Annotated in this window: 11 protein-coding genes and 1 rRNA gene; 9 read left to right on the forward strand and 3 right to left on the reverse strand. The window is 50.9% G+C overall.

Annotated elements, in window-relative coordinates:
• Nucleotides 1-36 precede the first annotated feature (36 nt).
• The 3 genes from ACO9K6_RS06270 (at nt 37) to uvrA (ending at nt 6,513) form a co-directional block, all read left to right on the forward strand.
• A complete protein-coding gene (locus ACO9K6_RS06270; protein ID WP_424766679.1) occupies nt 37-1,329 on the forward strand; it encodes a PDZ domain-containing protein in 1,293 nt (430 codons plus the stop codon).
• Nucleotides 1,330-1,613: 284 nt separating this feature from the next.
• A complete protein-coding gene (gene uvrB, locus ACO9K6_RS06275) occupies nt 1,614-3,614 on the forward strand; it encodes an excinuclease ABC subunit UvrB (protein ID WP_424766680.1) in 2,001 nt (666 codons plus the stop codon).
• Nucleotides 3,615-3,630: 16 nt separating this feature from the next.
• Nucleotides 3,631-6,513, forward strand: a complete 2,883-nt coding sequence (uvrA, locus tag ACO9K6_RS06280; RefSeq protein ID WP_424766681.1) for an excinuclease ABC subunit UvrA — start codon at nt 3,631-3,633, stop codon at nt 6,511-6,513.
• A gap of 64 nt (nt 6,514-6,577) precedes the next feature.
• Here uvrA and ACO9K6_RS06285 read toward each other — a convergent pair whose 3' ends face one another.
• Both ACO9K6_RS06285 and ACO9K6_RS06290 read right to left on the reverse strand, forming a co-directional pair.
• Nucleotides 6,578-7,603, reverse strand: a complete 1,026-nt coding sequence (locus ACO9K6_RS06285; RefSeq protein ID WP_424766682.1) for a DUF7309 domain-containing protein — start codon at nt 7,601-7,603, stop codon at nt 6,578-6,580.
• 141 nt (nt 7,604-7,744) lie between these two features.
• Nucleotides 7,745-9,355, reverse strand: a complete 1,611-nt coding sequence (locus ACO9K6_RS06290) for a nitrite/sulfite reductase (RefSeq protein ID WP_424766683.1) — start codon at nt 9,353-9,355, stop codon at nt 7,745-7,747.
• 297 nt (nt 9,356-9,652) lie between these two features.
• On the opposite strand from ACO9K6_RS06290, the gene ACO9K6_RS06295 reads away from it, so the two are divergent.
• Nucleotides 9,653-9,871 (forward strand): hypothetical protein, encoded by a 219-nt coding sequence (locus ACO9K6_RS06295; RefSeq protein WP_424766684.1) that lies wholly within the window; start codon nt 9,653-9,655, stop codon nt 9,869-9,871.
• A gap of 56 nt (nt 9,872-9,927) precedes the next feature.
• On the opposite strand, the gene ACO9K6_RS06300 is transcribed toward ACO9K6_RS06295, so the two are convergent.
• Nucleotides 9,928-10,896, reverse strand: a complete 969-nt coding sequence (locus ACO9K6_RS06300; protein WP_424766685.1) for a sugar phosphate isomerase/epimerase family protein — start codon at nt 10,894-10,896, stop codon at nt 9,928-9,930.
• Nucleotides 10,897-11,159: 263 nt separating this feature from the next.
• On the opposite strand from ACO9K6_RS06300, the gene ACO9K6_RS06305 reads away from it, so the two are divergent.
• The 5 genes from ACO9K6_RS06305 to ACO9K6_RS06325 form a co-directional block, all read left to right on the forward strand.
• Complete coding sequence (locus ACO9K6_RS06305; RefSeq protein WP_424766686.1) at nt 11,160-13,691, forward strand: U32 family peptidase; 2,532 nt, start codon at nt 11,160-11,162, stop codon at nt 13,689-13,691.
• 56 nt (nt 13,692-13,747) lie between these two features.
• The gene (gene pcrB / locus ACO9K6_RS06310; protein ID WP_424766687.1) at nt 13,748-14,458 is read left to right on the forward strand and encodes a heptaprenylglyceryl phosphate synthase; all 711 of its coding nucleotides are present in this window, start codon (nt 13,748-13,750) and stop codon (nt 14,456-14,458) included.
• A gap of 238 nt (nt 14,459-14,696) precedes the next feature.
• Nucleotides 14,697-17,039 (forward strand): DNA helicase PcrA, encoded by a 2,343-nt coding sequence (gene pcrA / locus ACO9K6_RS06315; protein WP_424766688.1) that lies wholly within the window; start codon nt 14,697-14,699, stop codon nt 17,037-17,039.
• 63 nt (nt 17,040-17,102) lie between these two features.
• Complete coding sequence (gene ligA / locus ACO9K6_RS06320) at nt 17,103-19,100, forward strand: NAD-dependent DNA ligase LigA (protein ID WP_424766701.1); 1,998 nt, start codon at nt 17,103-17,105, stop codon at nt 19,098-19,100.
• 343 nt (nt 19,101-19,443) lie between these two features.
• Nucleotides 19,444-19,617 (forward strand): 16S ribosomal RNA (locus ACO9K6_RS06325); the annotation flags it as partial.

Genomic DNA, 19,617 nt, shown 5'->3' on the forward strand with positions numbered 1-19,617 from the left:
TTTTGGCGGCAGGGTGAAATAGGAGGAGTGTGAGTCTTGGAAACGGCGATAGAATTGCTGGAAATGCTCGGACAAGCGGCTGTACAGCTGGTTGCGCAGCCCTTTTATTATATTGCGGTATTATTTATTATTTTACAATACACGAGACAAATACGGATGGAACGTAAGCTGTTCGCGGTTAAGCTGCACAATTGGCCTGGCTTAGTTATGAAAGCGATGCTTGCCGGGCTGCTGATTGGTGTGGGCGTCTCTGCGGTTGGAGCCTTTTTAGGCGCGGCAATGACGCCTGATGCAGTCCTTTGGCTATGGGGAGTAGCGGCATTGCTTATGCTCATCCGTATTCGTTACCTATGCTTCGCCTATAGCGCGGGAGTGATTGCGCTGCTGCAATGGATGTTAGGATGGACCACACTTGCCGACCGAAGCGATTGGATCGGAGCAGTGACGGCCTCCCTTGTCAATATCGACGCAGCAGGACTTTTGGTGCTGGTTGCGTTGCTTCATTTGGCAGAGGCGGCGCTCGTTCGTTGGCAGGGCGATCGTCTCGCGACACCTTTGTTTCTGGAAGGAAAGCGGGGCAAGCTCGTCGGAGGTTATCTACTGCAGGGCTTTTGGCCGGTGCCGCTGTTGTTGCTTGTTCCCGCTGGGGGAAGCGGAGCTTCAACGACAGTATTGCCATGGACGCCGCTCTTCGGGGCGGATTGGTCGCAGGGCTGGACCTTCGTCGCGCTGCCGATGATTATCGGCTTCACGGAGATGACCCGCTCTTCGCTTCCGAAGGACAAAGCCCGGCATGCAGCGAAAGGACTTGTGCTGTACAGCGTGTGTTTGGCTGCAGCAGCAGCGCTGGCGTGGTGGCAGCCTGTGCTGCTTCCGGTTGCTGCGCTGGCGTCCCTTATGCTGCATGAGGCGATTGTCTGGCGCAGCAGAGCGCTTGAGTCAGCTCGTTCGCCGCTGTATGTGCATGATGCGAGAGGCCTTCGTATACTTGGCATCGTGCCTGGGACGCCTGCCGAAGCGATGGGCCTGACCGCAGGCGAAATTGTGCATAAGGTGAATGGTGTACGGGTGAGAACGAAGGAAGAGCTGTATGAGGCTCTCGTACTCAACTCCGCATTTTGCAAGCTTGAGGTGCTGAACAACGCAGGTGAGCTGAAGTTTTCCCAGCGCGCAAGGTTTGCCGGTGAGCATCACCAGCTAGGGGTTATTCTGGCGCCTGACGAGGAGGCCAACTATTATGCCGCTTCCGGACCCGCATCACTGCTGGAGCTGATGCGGAGCTCCCGCACCTCGCATCGCCGCGGCGATGCGGCAGACGTGGAGAGCTAGCGTTCAGCAGTCGGTTAATGGCGGCAGAGAACAAATAGGTTTCAACCATTTCGTATTTAGGTTAATCATACAATAGGTGCATATCAAAGCCAGCTGAGTCATTTGCTCGACTGGTTTTTTATGTTAGAACGATTGTTTATGCCGGGGTGTCATTGCGAAGAGGATGAGATAACGGTATAATATACGGGAACAAACATTCTTATTTTATGCGCGTTATGAAATGTATTTTATATATTTGACTATAATGAAAATATGGTGCGGAATCATGGAGGTGAATGACAGGCGTGAGCGAGCTGGTAAAGGAAACGAGGCTTTTTGAATTAAAATCGGATTACTCGCCGCAGGGGGATCAGCCTAAGGCGATTGACGAGCTTGTCGAAGGCGTCTTGGCCGGCAAGAGACACCAAACCTTGCTGGGCGCAACGGGTACGGGCAAAACCTACACGATCGCGAATGCGGTAGCGAAGCTGAACCGGCCTACGCTGGTAATTGCGCATAACAAGACGCTCGCTGCACAGCTGTGCAGCGAGTTTAAATCTTTTTTCCCCGACAATGCCGTTGAATACTTTGTAAGCTATTATGATTACTACCAGCCGGAAGCCTACATCCCATCTACTGACACCTTTATAGAGAAGGATTCCAGCATAAATGATGAGATTGATAAGCTGCGCCACTCGGCGACGAGCGCATTGTTCGAACGCCGCGACGTCATTATTGTAGCGAGCGTGTCCTGCATTTACGGTCTCGGTTCGCCAATGGAGTACGGCAGCCTGGTGCTGTCGCTGCGAGTTGGCATGGAGAAGCCGCGCGATGCGATTTTGCATAAGCTTGTCGATATCCAGTATCAGCGCAACGATATTAGCTTTACACGCGGGACGTTTCGCGTACGCGGCGATATCGTGGAAATTTTTCCGGTGGCCAACAATGAGCGAGCGATTCGCGTGGAACTGTTCGGAGACGAAATCGAGCGGATATCGGAAATTGACGTGCTGACCGGTGAAATTGTCGGCGAACGCGATCATATTGCGATTTTCCCGGCTTCCCACTTCGTTACTCACGAGGATACGATGAAGATCGCGATCTTGAATATTGAACGGGAATTGGAGGAGCGTCTCGTCGAGCTTCGTGAAGCAGGAAAGCTGTTGGAGGCGCAGCGTTTGGAGCAGCGAACCCGCTATGACCTGGAGATGATGGCGGAAATGGGCTTTTGCTCAGGCATCGAGAACTACTCTGGACCGCTTACCTTTCGGGAGCGGGGAGCGACGCCATATACGCTGCTCGATTATTTTCCGGATGACATGCTGATCGTCATTGATGAGTCGCACGTGTCGCTGCCGCAAATAAGAGCGATGTATAATGGTGACCGCGCCCGCAAGGAAATGCTCGTCAATCACGGCTTCCGGCTACCATCAGCGATGGATAACCGTCCGCTGCGATTTGAGGAGTTCGAAGAGAAGGCGAGTCAGCTTATTTATGTATCCGCCACACCGGGACCATATGAGATTGAGCATTGCGATACGATGACTGAGCAGATCATACGTCCGACAGGCTTGGTCGATCCGATAATTGATGTTCGTCCTTCAAAGGGCCAAATCGATGATCTGTTAAATGAAATTCGAGACCGTATCGCGAAGGATGAGCGGGTGCTCGTTACGACCTTGACGAAGAAGATGTCGGAGGACCTGACAGATTATATGAAGGAGATCGGGATTAAAGTCAGGTATCTCCATTCCGATATTAAGACGCTGGAGCGGCTTGCTATTTTAAGAGATTTAAGGCTTGGCGTATTCCACGTGTTAATTGGAATTAACCTGCTGCGGGAGGGCCTGGATTTGCCAGAGGTATCGCTCGTATCGATTCTGGATGCGGATAAGGAAGGTTTCCTTCGTTCTGATCGCGCGCTCATTCAGACCATTGGTCGAGCGGCGAGGAACAGCGAAGGCCGCGTGATTATGTACGCGGACAAAATAACCGATTCAATGGATCGCGCGATTAAGGAAACCGATCGACGCCGGACGATTCAGCTTGCTTATAATGAGAAGCATGGCGTAACGCCGCAGACCATTCGGAAAAAGGTGCATGACGTCATTGAAGCGACGAAGGTAGCGGAACAGAAAGCCGATTATCTTGCCGGCGCAGGTGCAGAGAAAATGTCCAAGAAGGATCGCTTAGCGCTTGTTGAGAGGCTGGAGGCTGAAATGAAAGAAGCGGCAAAGAGTCTTCAGTTCGAACGAGCCGCAGAGCTTCGTGATGCGCTGCTTGAGCTGCGCGCTGAGATGGGATAAGTAGGAGGAGAACGGATTGGCTAGCGATAAAATCGTAGTAAAAGGCGCTCGCGCCCATAATTTGAAAAATATAGATGTAACGATTCCGCGCGACAAGTTTGTTGTACTGACAGGACTAAGCGGCTCCGGAAAATCCTCTTTGGCGTTCGATACCATTTATGCAGAAGGCCAGCGCAGGTATGTGGAATCGTTATCCGCTTATGCGCGTCAATTTTTGGGACAGATGGAGAAGCCGGACGTCGATTCCATCGAAGGATTATCTCCTGCAATATCGATCGATCAGAAGACAACGAGCCGCAATCCGCGCTCGACAGTCGGTACGGTAACCGAGATTTATGATTATTTGCGGTTGTTGTTCGCGCGGATCGGCAAGCCTCATTGTCCTGAGCATGGTATCGAAATTAGTTCTCAGACGGTAGAGCAGATGGTAGACCGCATTATGGAGTATCCCGAGCGGACGAAGCTTCAAATCATGGCCCCAATCGTATCGGGCCGCAAGGGCGAGCATACGAAGCTGCTCGCAGATATTCAAAAGCAAGGCTTCGTACGCGTGCGTGTGAACGGAGAGCTGCGCGAGCTAAGCGAGAAAATCGAGCTGGAAAAGAACAAAAAGAACAGCATTGAGGTCGTTGTCGATCGGATCGTAGTGAAATCTGATGTTCAGAGCAGGCTTGCTGACTCGCTTGAGACGGCGCTTAAGCTGTCGGAAGGGCGAGTGCTGGTCGATATTATCGACCAGGAGGAGCTTCTGTTCAGCTCGAATCTGGCTTGTCCGGAATGCGGCTTTAGTATAGATGAGCTTGAGCCGCGGATGTTCTCGTTCAACAGTCCGTACGGTGCATGTCCAGATTGCGATGGCTTAGGAGCGAAGATGATCGTTGATCCTGAGCTTCTCGTGCCGGATATGAGCAAATCGATAGAGAATGCAGCATTTTTGGCGTGGGCGGGCAGCACATCCAACTATTATCCGCAATTTCTTAGCGCGGTTTGCGTTCATTATGGCATTCCGCAGGACGTTCCAGTATCGGAGCTTACTGCAGAACAGATGAAGAAGCTGCTCTATGGAACGGGCGGAGAGCGTGTGCGTTTCCTCTACGAGAATGATTTCGGCCATCGCAAGGAGGCTTATGTGCCATTCGAAGGCATCGTGCACAATCTGGAGCGTCGCTATCGAGATACAGCCTCGGATATGATGCGCGAGCATATTGAGAATTATATGAGCGCAAAGCCATGCGGAGGCTGCAAGGGACAACGGCTTCGCAGGGAAGTGCTGGCCGTTACAATCGGTTCGCAAAATATTTCGCAGGTTACTTCCTTGTCCATTGGTGAAGCGCAGCGGTATTTTGAATCCGTCAAGCTGACAGAGAAGGAAATGACGATCGCTAACCTTATTTTCAAAGAAATTAATAGCCGACTGGGCTTTCTTGTTAACGTAGGTCTGGAATATTTGTCATTAAGCCGCGCAGCGGGTACATTATCCGGCGGCGAGGCGCAGCGTATCCGGCTGGCTACCCAAATTGGCTCGAGTTTAATGGGCGTGCTTTATATTTTGGACGAGCCGAGCATCGGTCTGCATCAGCGTGACAATGACCGATTGATCCAGACGCTTGAGCATATGCGAAATTTGGGGAATACACTGATCGTGGTCGAACATGACGAGGATACGATGCTGGCAGCCGACTATATCATTGATATCGGTCCAGGCGCGGGCATTCATGGCGGGACGGTTATTGCAGAAGGAACGCCTGAGGAAGTAATGGCCGATGAGAACTCGTTGACTGGGCAATATTTGAGCGGCCGCAAGTTCATTGAGGTTCCGATGGAGCGCCGCAAAACGAGCGACAGGTGGCTTGAGGTTAGAGGCGCCAAGGAGAACAACCTGCGCAACGTGAATGTTAAAATTCCGCTTGGCGTATTCTCGGCGGTCACCGGCGTATCCGGCTCTGGCAAATCAACGTTCGTGAATGAGATTTTATATAAAACGTTAGCGCGTGATCTGAACAAAGCGAAGACACGGCCTGGTCAGTATAAGGAGCTGCGCGGTCTAGAGCATTTGGAGAAGGTTATCGACATTGATCAATCGCCGATTGGCCGGACACCGCGTTCGAACCCTGCTACGTACACGGGCGTATTCGATGATATTCGCGATTTGTATGCGAGCACGAATGAAGCGAAGGTGCGGGGCTATAAGAAGGGGCGCTTCAGCTTTAATGTGAAGGGCGGACGCTGTGAGGCTTGTCGCGGCGACGGCATCATCAAGATTGAAATGCACTTCCTGCCTGACGTCTATGTGCCGTGCGAGATTTGCAAAGGCAAGCGCTATAACCGCGAGACGCTGGAAGTGAAGTACAAAGGAAAAAATATTGCGGAAGTGCTGGAGATGACCATCGAGGACGGCTGCTCATTCTTTGAGAACATTCCGCGTATACATCGCAAGGTTCAGACGCTTCTAGATGTTGGGCTCGGTTATATGAAGCTGGGCCAGCCGGCAACGACGCTGTCTGGGGGCGAAGCACAGCGCGTGAAGCTGGCGGCAGAGCTGTATCGTCGTTCGACAGGCACGACGCTTTATATTTTGGACGAACCGACAACTGGCCTGCATGTGCATGATATCGACCGACTGCTGACGGTACTGCATCGTTTGGTCGATTCTGGAGAATCCGTGCTCGTCATCGAGCATAACTTGGATGTCATCAAGACAGCCGATTACGTCATTGACCTTGGTCCTGAAGGCGGCAGCGGCGGCGGAATGATCGTTGCAACGGGCACGCCCGAGCAGGTCGTCAAGGTGGAGCAATCCTATACCGGGCAGTATTTGAAGCCGATACTCGAACGGGATCGCGAGCGGACAATTGCCCGGCAGAAGAAACAAGAACAGGTAGCCGCTGCGGCGGAGTGACGGAAAGCAAAGAAGCAGGCTGACCATTGTCAGCCTGCTTCTTTGTGCATCCAGCAAGAAACGCTTAGTTTCTTGCAAGCATGCTATGAATCAATGATTCTTTCACCTCATCGAACAGGAGAGGCGCATTAGCTAGATGAGTTGGAATCTTCAAGCTCTTCGCAATGGCTTTTAAATCATTCAACAGTTTGGGATCAGACGTCAATAGCTGAGAAGGGACTACTCTGCTGCTTGAAATGAAATCCAAAAGTTTTTTTGGTATGACGACGGACGCTTCCAAATGGTCGAACAGCTCCATGACGAGTATTTGATTAGACTGCTGATCAACTAATAACATAATCATAGGAAAATAAGGCCGTTCCCGGTCACCAACAGGTGTAGGCATAAAGAAACAACCAATCTCCCAAATGCCGCCTTGACCTTGAAGAGATTTTCTCACCTTCGCGAGCTGAAGCTCATCGATAGGCTGTGGAGCTGCAGGTACAAATCCTGACTGATCCTCTTCTGGCAGCAGCCGCTCTATTTTCCAGTGCAGGCTGTTATCCGCTTGGCGGTCAGCAAGGAGCGTCGGTATCTTACCTTCTACACGCTCAAAGTAGCTGTCGGGCTCTTCAGATGCTTCCAGTGCGATATGAAGCGTTTGTTCAAGTGCATAGGTTAGAAAAACAACATCACTTGCCGCTTTAATTGGCCATGGATAATAGCCTGGCTCATGGAGCTTAAAAGAAGGCCAAGCGCCGCGTCCGCGGAATTTAAAGCCAAGGTCTTTTATGCGATTTCTTTCTTCGGGCTGCAGATCCTCACGGTCGTCGAAGGACAGCATTAGACAATGCTGAATGAACATAGGATCTCCATGCGAATCCCCGTTTAGCATATCTATTACAGTGTTAAGGCCTGCTTTTCCAAAATATAAGGCCAATCCGTACAGCTCTCCGCCTGCGCCCATCACACAGCAATAGCCCGTTAGGTCGGAATCAGGATCCTTTATGCCGAATAAATGACTGTTATCCAGCTGCTTCCATGGTTGCGCGGCTTTGAATGCAAGTGCGGTTTCGTAAAGTCTTGTCCACTGTTCGTTTGTAGCCAGCATGATGTTATCATCCTTTCTCCGTGCTGCTTAGCTATTTATAGCTAGAGGGTAGCACATTCAAAGGTTGAGTACAAATAAAAAAACGCTTCGAGCCAAGACTGATGCAAGGCTCGAAGCGTTTTTTCGTTATATAAGCTGTGGTTATACAGCCAAAATTTCAGTAAGCTTCTCTTGGAAGGCCGGTACGCCGACACGCTTCACGAAGGAGTGGAAGCTCTCGCTCGAATTGCGCTGAGCTTTGTAGAACTCGATCAGCTGTTTAAGAACATCGCCAACATTGTCGCCTTTGACGCGGCCTTTCAGTGGAGCATTGAACTGAGCACCCGGTCCGAGAATGCCGCCAACTGCGATATCGAACGCGTCAACCATGCCTTCTGGCGTTTTGATAAGCGAGCCTTGAAGGCCGATATCCGCAATATGCTTCTGGCCGCAAGCGTTCGGGCAGCCAATGAAGTGAATACGGATTTTCTCGTCAAGCTCAACGTTCTCATCCAAGTATTGAGCAACCGTGCGAGCGCGCTCCTTCGTCTCAACTACAGCGAGATTACAAAATTCGTTGCCCGTGCAGGAAACGGTACGGGCCATGAAAGGCTTCGGATTTGGTGTTAGGCGCTGCAAAACAGGAGCTGCAAGCACTTCTTCGACTTTATCGTCAGGAATGCCGGCAATCAGGATGTTTTGCGACATTGTCGTACGAACCTTGCCATCGCCATATTTCTCTGCAAGATCAGCCAACTGCTCCAGCTCATCGGAGTTCGTACGGCCTACAGGCACGTTCAGTCCGATGTAGTTAAGGCCTTCTTGCTTTTGCGGATGTACACCGTCGAAGTAAGCAGCTTGCCAGCCAACGGTTTTGTCTTCGCCGCGGGAAGGCATTTCACCGATAATTTCAATCAATTTTTCTTTGAATTTCTCTGGACCCCAGTCAGCAACCAAAAACTTAAGACGGGCTTGATGGCGCTTCTCACGGTAACCGTAGTCACGGAAAATCGTCGTAACGCCTACGGAAACCTTTAAAACCTCTTCCGGACGAACAAAAATATCAAGCGGTTTCGCAAGATGCGGTTTCGCGGACAGACCGCCGCCAACGAACACGTGGAAGCCGACTACCTCCTGGCCATCGATCACTTTCACAGCAGGGACGTAAGCAAGGTCGTTGATTTCTGCATGTGCATTGTTATAGATGTTACCAGAGATGGACATTTTATATTTGCGGGGCAGATTCGAGAAATCGCGATTCAACAAATAAAAATCGTTTACTTGATTTACAAGATCAACGGTGTCAATCAATTCGTCTTTGTCAATGCCAGCAAGCGGGTTGCCAACAATGGTACGAGGGCAGTCGCCGCATGCTTCAAAGCTGTACAATCCTACCTGCTCCAAGCGTTTGAAAATGTCCGGAAGGTCTTCAACCTTAAGCCAGTGATATTGGATGGCTTGACGCGTTGTTACATCGATGAGGTCGCGGCCATAATCGCGTCCAATGGAAGCGATCATACGCGCTTGCTCAGAAGTCATAATACCGCTGTTAATGCGAATTCGCATCATGAAGTAGCCATCTCTAGGCTTTTGCTCATAAACGCCAGCCCATTTGAAACGGTTCATATCCTCTTCCGGAATCGAAGAATAACCTTCCTTTGAGTATTGCTCAATAATCGTGCGTATGACGTCGAGGCCATCCTTTTCCATCTTAATGAATTCAAATTTATTCAATTTGGAGGTGTCGTTCATCCAAATAGGTTCGTAAGCCATAATTCAAATCCCCCTTGAGCGTATCATTCATACCCTAAAATCCGACATAAATCCGACATAATAGGTATGAATATAGATTAGTTTGATCGTAACATATTTTAAGTATAGCGACAATGGATGTGAGCAAGCAGCTAAATAAGTCTTTATTATGCGTTTCATACGGAAACATTATAATGAAGTAGTTTTTAATAAATCGTGACAAACTTGTTACGAATGGTATTTCATACTTGCGTCTGCAGCAACTTAAAGCTAACATATAGTAATATAGGCTACGTGCGAAAAAAAGGAGGTCCCTTCATGTTTTTAGCAGCAGAAAAAGCAGCTCAAGAAGTAAGTAAGATTCATACGTTCGACTGGTTTATGCTTGCCTTTACGGTATTGATTGCCATCGGATTTGTGAGGCTTTTAAGCGCTCGTCCAAAGAAAAATTTGTTTGCGATCGGCTTTACAGGCGTTTCTCTCGCGTTGTTCCTGTTAATCGACTTCATTATGATCACGAAGGTTTGGTTAGCATAATCTAACAATCGCAATAAAAAGGTCTGTCGGACAAGTCCGGCAGACCTTTCTGTTGTTTATACCCACCACATCTCGCCGAGCGGCTCGCGGATAAGAATTTGTTGAAGATTTTGAACAGCCTTTGTGAAGCCCTCGTCAACGGACATGAGGCCGTCTTCATGCTCAATGCTGACAACATAGTCATAGCCGACCAAACGAAGGGCGCTAAGGATGTCTGCCCAAGTTTTCATATCATGACCGTATCCGACGGTACGGAACTGCCATGCGCGATCAAGCATAAGCGCATAGGATTGCATATCGGTTACGCCATGGTGGTTCACGTTAATCGGGTCAATCGTTGTATCCTTCGCGTGGAAGTGGTGAATCGCGCCGGCACGGCCAAGAATGTGTACCGCTTGTACCGGATCGATACCTTGCCACCACATATGGCTTGGGTCGAGGTTAGCGCCGATCGCATTGCCAGCAGCTTCGCGCAGACGAAGCAATGTCGCAGGACTATGTACAGAGAAGCCGCCATGAAGCTCAAGGCCGATTTTTACGCCGCCGGCTGTAGCAAGCTTGCCGATCTCAGACCAATAAGGAATAACTTTCGCTTCCCATTGCCATTTCAAAATATCTTGGAAATCGTTAGGCCAAGGAGCTACCGGCCAGTTCGGATACTTCGCATCCTCATGATCGCCTGGGCAGCCGGAGAACGTGTTCACAACGGATACCTCAAGGCGGTTGGCTAGCTCAATCGTTTTACGAATGATTTCGTCATGCTCGGTGGAAATGGCTTTCTGCGGGTGAAGCGGATTCGCGTGGCAGCTAAGTGCGCTGATCATCAGTCCGCGCGATTCTACGGCCTGCTTAAACGCTTTCAGTTTACCTTCGTCAGCAAGCAATCCGTCAAGATCGCAATGTGCGTTGCCAGGATAACCGCCTGTTCCGATTTCAATTGCTTCGAGCCCTTTGGAGGCAATATAGTCCAGTGCTTCCTCAAATGGCTTTTGTGCGAAAAGTACGCTAAATACTCCTAATTTCATTTGTTACTTTACCTCCCGAATCCATCGTATGGATTGTTTTAGCAGTCGCTCCTATTATACCACTTCTCGATTCGCAACACATAATTGAAATTGAATTTAACAAAATTGCATAACAACATAACAAAACAAGCGCAAGCGTGAGTATTTTTCTATTTTTAGAACCAGGAAATGAAACTGGCATTATTGTGTGGTGGATTAGACGTTCGCGGTTTGCTAATATAGTAGAAGCAGCTTTTCTAGAATGAGAGGGATTAAAAATTATTATGACAACAACGATTTTAAGATCGGATATAGAACTGCTGGCTCCGGCCGGCGATTGGGATTGCATGCGGGCGGCAGTGGCAAACGGCGCCGATGCGATATTTTTTGGCGTGGAAAAGTTTAATGCCCGTGCCCGCGCGAATAACTTCCGCAGCGAGGAGCTGCCGGAAATTATGGCGTTTCTTCATACGTACGGCGTAAAGGGCTTCCTCACGTTTAACATTCTCGTATTTGAGGATGAGATGAAAGACGCGCAGAAGCTGATTGAAATGTGTATTGATGCCGGTGTTGATGCCGTTATTGTCCAGGATTTGGGCCTCGTGAAGCTGATTCGGGAGCTATCGCCGGATTTCCCGATTCACGGCTCGACTCAGATGACGATAACGTCGCCGGAGGCGGTAGAATTCACGAAGCCTTTCAATCTGGAACGAGTCGTGCTGGGACGCGAAAATAACCTGAAGCAAATTCGGACGATTGGCGAGCAGGCGAAGCTGCCAATGGAGGTGTTCGTCCACGGCGCATTATGCGTATCGTATTCCGGACAGTGCCTCACCTCGGAAATGTGGGGGGGCCGCTCCGCGAACCGCGGCGAATGCGCTCAGGCCTGCCGGCTGCCGTACGATCTAATGGTCGACGGCGAGATTCAGCCGATGGGAGACATTGCGTATTTGCTGTCGCCGAAGGATTTGGCGGCGATTGACATTGTGCCGGAGCTTATCCAAGCAGGCGTAACGTCATTTAAAATTGAAGGACGTCTCAAGAGTCCGGAATATGTCGCGAATGTCGTGAGCAAGTATAGACGCGCGATCGATAAATATTTTGACGGGGACTTGTCGAAGCCGTCGGTGGAGGATGTGCGTGAGCTGCAGCAAAGCTTCTCGCGCGGCTTTACGCACGGTTTTCTGTCGGGAACGAACAATAAGCAGCTCGTAGAGGGCACGTTCCCGAAAAGCCGGGGCGTTTATCTTGGCCGGGTAGAGCGCATCATGCGCGATGCGGTTACGCTGCGCATCGAAGCGCCTCTGAAGCGCGGCGACGGCATCGTATTCGATGCTGGCGACCCGACGAAGAAGGAAGAGGGCGGCCGTGTCTATGATATTCGCCGCCAAGGTGTGAAAATTGAAGGAGAAGCGCAGGAAGGCACGTTGATTGAACTGGTGGCGGGCCGGAACGATGTTGATTTGCGCAAGGTGCATGTAGGCGACCGCGTATGGAAGACGAACGATCCGGCGCTGGATAAACGGTTGAGAGCAACCTTCGAAACGGAAAAGCCGTATCGTGTATTTCCGCTTCATGTTCGTGTAACCGGCGCGCTGGGGCAGCCCATGCGCACATGGTGGACGGATGTGCAGAAGGGGACGACCGTAGAGGTTGTATCCGAGCTGGAGCTCGAGCAAGCGCAGAAGCGTCCGATGGATGCCGCGCTGCTGGAGGAGCAGCTTGGTCGACTGGGAGGCACCCTCTATCAGCTGGATAAGCTTGAGGTAGAGCTGCAGGGCGATCTGATCGTACCGATACGCGAGCTGAACCGGCTGCGCCGCGAAGCGGTTGAGCTGCTCTCCGGCGAGCGTCCGAAACCTCCGGTCTATGTGAAACGCGAGGTAAATACGCGTGCTGACGTATTTGAGAATGGAATGGCGAAGAAGGATATAGTAGCGCCGCGCAGCGGCAAGGATGCGAAGCTTACTGCGCTTTGCCGGACTCTTGAGCAGGTACAGGCAGCGGTGAAAACCGATGTTTCTTATATCTATGCGGATTTTGAATTCATTAAGCAATTCCCGGCAGCCGTGGCCGCTGCTCGTGAAGCGGGCAAGCCGATTGCGCTGGCTACGCCGCGTATTCATATGCCTGGGGAGAATGGCTACCATGCGAATATTCTCAAGCTGCAGCCAGATGCTGTGCTCGTTCGCAACACAGGCGCGCTCTACTATTATTTGAGAGCTCGTGCCGCCAATCCCAATCAGCCGTTTCCTAAGCTGATCGGCGATTTTTCGCTTAATGTAGCGAACCATAAAGCGGTGAACCTGTTCAGCGAGGTTGGTCTCGATCTGATTACGCCTTCGTATGACTTGAACATTCAGCAGATGGTTGATTTGCTTGAAAGCTCGGATACGTCGAGGCTTGAGGTCGTGATCCATCAGCATTTGCCGATGTTCCACACAGAGCATTGCGTATACTGTACGTTTATGAGCGAAGGAACAGATTATACGAACTGCGGCCGTCCGTGCGAGGAGAAGCGCGCTTCACTGCAGGATCGAATCGGCATGGCTCATCCGGTTCGTGTCGATGAAGGCTGCCGCAATACGGTATACAATGCGATTGAGCAGTCTGGCGCAGAGTATATCCGCAATTTTGTCGGACTGGGCGTATCCAACTTCCGCGTCGAATTCCTTGAAGAAACGCCGGACAAGGTGCTGGAGGTGCTGTCATTGTATCGCGACGCTTTAGACGGCCGCATCAGTGGAACACAGGTATGGCGTAGTCTGAAGGCGATCAATCAGCTCGGCGTAACGCGCGGGCAGCTGGTGAAATAATCGGCCGATTAGTGAAATAATTGGATCAATGGTGAAGAATCGAGGCATGATTAATCATGAGCGAGACTTGGTTTTCCAGCTGGAGGCATGTGTTTAAGCTTGACCCCGATCGGGAGCTTTCGGATGAAGCGCTTGATGCGATATGTACGTCAGGCACCGATGCGGTCATAGTGGGCGGGTCCAGCGGAGTTACTTTTGAAAATACAGTGGAGCTTATGGCGCGGGTTCGCAGATATGCTGTGGACTGCGCGCTTGAGGTGTCTACGATGGAAGGCGCTGTTCCTGGCTTTGACGGGTATTTCGTGCCCCTCGTCCTTAACACGGACCGGGCGGAATGGATAAACGGCAAGCAAACGAAGGGGCTTGAGGAATACGGCTCTTTTGTTCCATGGGAAGAGACAGCGGCGCAAGGATATATTATATTAAATGAGGCGGCTACAGCGGCGAAGCTGACGGGTGCGCAGACTGATCTAAGCGAAGCCGAGCTTATTGCGCACGTTCGCATGGCGGACCGTCTTATGAGACTGCCGGTCATCTATTTGGAATACAGCGGACGCTTTGGCGATATGCAGCTTGTGAAGCGTGCAAAATCGGCAATCGTGAACGCGCAGCTATTCTATGGCGGCGGAATTGATGACGCAGACAAAGCAAGGAAAGCGGCGGAAGCGGCTCATACCGTTGTCGTTGGCAACATTATTTACTCGGATTTAGCATCAGCGCTGTTAACAGTAAACGCTGTTAAGGAGATCATAGCTGAACGCGCTTAGAAGCAATGACTCGTTGACGACTAACTATCGTTAAAAAGCACGATGTTCAGCCTAAGAAATTCCTATAACGCCTTCTTGTACGGGAAACCGGCCGGAAGGCGTTTTATGCATGTTCAAAGGCTTAGTACAACAGAGGGAAAATTTATAAGAAATATTTTTGAAGAGGCAAATTGACACAGAGGGGAGTCGTTGTCTACACTGAGAGAAGGCGAACATATGCGAACAAAGGAGTCGGAGCATGTTGAATCATTTAGGCATCGAAGAAGCGGTGCAAAAGCTAAATCCGCCGCAGCGGGAGGCTGTTCTGGCGACTGATGGGCCTTTGCTTATTATGGCGGGAGCGGGCAGCGGCAAGACGCGTGTGCTGACGCATCGCATTGCATATCTAATAGAGAAGAAGCGTGTGGCGCCGTGGAGTATTTTGGCGATCACCTTTACGAATAAAGCGTCACGGGAAATGCAGGATCGGGTAAGCGCACTAGTTGGGCCCTCGGGCCGGGATATTTGGGTTTCCACCTTCCACTCGATGTGCGTACGTATTTTGCGCAGAGATATTGACCGGATTGGTTTTACATCGAGCTTTTCCATTCTGGACTCGTCAGATCAGCTGTCGGTTATTCGCAATTGCATGAAGGACATGAATATCGACACCAAAAAATTCGAGCCGAAGGCCGTACAGGCGGCGATTGGCGGAGCGAAGAATGAGTTGATCACACCGGAGCAGTATGAACAGAAGGTCGGTGATTATTTTCAAGGTATCGTGGCGCAGGTTTTCACGAAATATCAGATGCGGCTTAGAAGCAACAACTCGCTCGATTTCGACGATCTGATCATGATGACAATCAAATTGTTCAAGGAAGTACCTGAGGTGCTTGATTTTTATCAAAATAAATTCCGCTTTATTCACGTGGATGAGTATCAGGATACGAACCGTGCGCAATATATGCTCACACGCATGCTGGCGGATAAGCATCATAATATTTGCGTCGTCGGTGACAGCGATCAGTCGATTTATCGGTGGCGCGGAGCTGACATTACGAACATTTTGAATTTTGAGAGTGACTATCCGGAAGCGCGGACGATTATGCTGGAACAAAATTATCGTTCGACTTCGAACATTCTTGATGCGGCGAATGCGGTCATTAAGCTGAATAGCGGCCGGAAGCCGAAGAAGCTGTGGACGGATCAAGGCGCAGGCGATCTGATCTCACTCTATCAGGCGGATACGGAGCATGAGGAAGGTTATTTCGTCAGCGGCGAGATCCGCAAAAATGTAACCAAGGGTTACAAGTTCTCGGATCATGCGATTTTGTACCGAACGAACGCGCAGTCGCGGGTGATAGAGGAAATTCTCATTAAATCGGACATTCCGTATCAAATTGTCGGCGGTGTCAAGTTCTACGACCGTAAAGAGATTAAGGACCTGCTTGCTTATTTGAGGCTCGTATCCAATCCGGACGACGATATTAGCCTGCAGCGCATCATTAACGTGCCGAAGCGGGGCATTGGCGATACGACGGTCGGCAAGCTTGCTGATGAAGCGGCAAGACGGGGTACGTCGATTTACAGAGTGCTGAATAATCTAGGTGATGTGGAGGTCAATGGCCGAACGAGAACGCTGCTTCGCGAGTTTTATGAGATCATCGATAATTTGGCGAGAATGGTGGATTACTTATCGGTAACAGAACTCACCGAGAAGGTGCTGGAGCTTTCGCAATACCGAATGGAGCTTCATCAGGAGAACACGCTTGAATCGAAGGCGCGCCTAGAAAATATTGAGGAGTTTCTGTCGGTTACGATGGATTTCGAGAAGCGCAACGAGGACCGGACATTGATTTCGTTCTTGACGGATTTGGCTTTAATCGCGGATATCGATGCGATGAATAAGGATGAAGCGGAATCAGAGAAGAGCAATGACACGGTGGTCCTAATGACGATGCATAGCTCCAAAGGGTTGGAGTTCCCTGTCGTGTTCATTGTCGGCATGGAGGAAAGCATATTCCCGCACAGCCGCGCGCTTACCGACAACGAGGAGCTTGAGGAGGAACGCCGCCTCGCGTACGTGGGGATTACCCGCGCCGAGAAGCGGCTATACTTGACCTGTGCGAGAATGCGGACGCTGTTTGGCCGCACGGGCAGTAACATGCCATCGCGCTTCCTGCAGGAAATCCCGGAAAGCGTAAGGGAAGGCGTCTCGGCCGGAGGCGGTTATTCCCGCGCGATCGGGCGCAGCGGCACTAGCGCTGGTTCCCCGGGGCGCGTGCCAGCCAGTGGCGCGCAAGGAGTCCGTTCCCCAGGTATGGGGGGAACGAGCCCGGCCGCGATGGGCGGCAGAGGCGGCGTGCGGGTGAGCACGCCGCTCCAGGACGCCGCTCGGGCGGCCCAAGGGAGCGGTGCGGCGAGCCCGGCCGCGCCTGGCAGCTTTGCAGCCGGCGATCGTGTCGCGCACGGCAAGTGGGGGGAAGGCGTCGTTGTATCCGTCAAAGGGACGGGCAACGACATGGAGCTTCAGATCGCTTTTCCTGCCCCGGTAGGCATTAAGCGGCTGCTTGCCGGCTTCGCGCCGATAACGAAAGTGTAAGGTTGATCAGTTAATTTGTACGATTAGAAGGAGGAGCCTCTCGTGAACGCTCAGCTCGAACGGATGCAACAGCTCATTGCGATCATTACAGAGCATAATTATCAATACTATACACTTGATCAGCCTGCGATAAGTGATGCGGAATACGACAAGCTTTACGATGAGCTTGTCACGTTGGAAACCGTCTCCGGCACCATTCTGCCAGAGTCGCCGACGCAGAGGGTAGGCGGGGAGCTTCTAAAGGGCTTCGAGCCTTACAAGCATCGCGCTCGGCTGTGGAGTCTTGACAAAGCGCAGGACGCAGAGGACTTGCTCGCATGGAATACACGGCTCCTAAAGGCGATTGCGGACTACAACGTGAAGCACCCCGATGAGGAGCCGCTGCCTCAGCCGACCTATGTGGTCGAGCTGAAATTCGACGGGCTGACGCTTAACCTGACCTACGAGGACGGACAGCTGGTACAAGCAGCGACGCGCGGCAACGGTGCGGTTGGCGAAGGCATTCTGCAGCAGGTGCGGACGATTCGTTCCGTACCGCTCACGATACCTTTTACCAATGGCATTATTGAAGTGCAGGGTGAAGGGATTATGCAGCTTTCGGTGCTGGCGAAATATAATGAAACGGCCCTGGAGCCGCTCAAAAACGCTCGTAACGCAGCGGCAGGCGCACTTCGCAATCTCAATCCGAAGGTTACGGCAGAGCGGAAGCTGAACGCTTTCTTCTATAATGTCGGTTACGCTGACGGCGTGTCGTTTACGGACCACCGCGAGATGCAGCAGTTTTTGCGGGATAATCGCTTCAAAGTGAACCCTTATGTAACCTATAAAGATACGATTGAAGAGGTGCAGGCTGAGCTGGCTCTCGTCATCGGTCAACGTGAAGAGCTGGATTTTCTCATTGACGGTGCCGTTGTGAAGGTTGTCGATATGCGCACGCGAGAGGCGCTGGGCTACACAGATAAGTTCCCGCGCTGGGCTGTTGCCTTCAAATTTGAAGCGGAGGAAGCAACAACGATACTGGAGTCGGTGTCGTGGGAAGTAGGCCGCACGGGGAAAATAACCCCGGTTGCCCGGGTTGAGGCTGTTGAGCTTGCTGGTGTAACTGTACAAAATTGTACGCTCAACAATATCGGCGACATCGAGCGCAAAAATCTGAAGTATGCTTTAGGCACGCTTGTGGCTATCCGGCGCTCTAATGATGTTATTCCAGAAATTTTAGGCAAAGCGGATGAGGAGCCTGGCAGTGAAATTGTTTTCCCAACCGCATGTCCCTCCTGCGGAACGGAGTTGGAGCAGCGTGGCGCGCACTTGTTCTGCAACAATAAGTTAGGATGTAAGCCGCAAATTATCGGACGGATTACGCACTTTGCGTCCCGTGATGCGATGGATATCGATACATTCAGTGTAATGACCGCGGAGCAGCTGTATAAGGATTGCGAGGTTCGTGACCCGGCTGATCTTTATGCGCTAGCCTATGATGATCTCATCAAGCTGGAGCGCTTTGGCGAGAAGAAAGCACGCAAGCTTCTTGACGCATTCGAAAAATCAAAGGACCGCGAGCTGGCATCCTTCTTATTTGCCCTTGGTATTCCGAATACGGGGAAAGCGACGACCAAAATGCTAGCCGAGCACTACGGCAGTTTGGATGCGATTATGCAGGCGCAAGCCGATGAGCTTATTGCTCTTCCCGATGTAGGCGGTATCGTTGCCGAAAGTATCGTCAATTTCTTTAATGACCCCATTATTATGGCAAGCATTGCGCGTATGCGCGAGCTTGGCGTGAAGGCCGAAGTCGAGCAGCAGCCTGTCGTAAGACAAGACAGCATTTTCAGCGGCAAGACGGTTGTTCTGACAGGAACGCTTCCTACGATGTCGCGAGACGAGGCGGCAAAAAAGCTCGAAGCCTGCGGAGCTAAGATTTCAGGCAGCGTCTCCAAAAAAACCGATTTCGTTATTGCGGGTGAAAGCGCAGGGAGCAAGCTGACCAAGGCCCATGAGCTAGGAATCACGGTTATTGAAGATGAAGCGGAGCTCTTGCGTCTCCTAGGTGAAACGGTTTAACCACCGATTGTGTTTGTAAATAAAGAGCCCATGCGCTGCATGGGCTCTTTATGATGTAAGGAGGCGATATTTCAATAATAGTAATTGTATAATTTTTCATGTTGCAAAGTGCTTGGACAGATGTTATATTATTTCTTGTCGCTTCTGAGACATCGGTTAACAACGAAACAAAACACAAAATAATGTGAAATAAGTTGTTGACAACATCGAATGAAGATGATAATATATTTTCTTGTCACGACAAACTGTGACAGCAAGTTCTTTGAAAACTGAACAAATGGATCACGTCAAAATCCAAACAATGTTTTAAATAGCTAGTGAAGTAATGAGCAAGTCAAACACCAATTTGGAGAGTTTGATCCTGGCTCAGGACGAACGCTGGCGGCGTGCCTAATACATGCAAGTCGAGCGGAGTTTCAGAGGTGCTTGCACCTCTGAAACTTAGCGGCGGACGGGTGAGTAACACGTAGGTAACCTGCCTGTAAGACTGGGATAACATTCGGAAACGAATGCTAAT

The organism is Paenibacillus praedii (assembly GCF_049725345.1).
Taxonomy (GTDB): Bacteria; Bacillota; Bacilli; order Paenibacillales; family Paenibacillaceae; genus Pristimantibacillus.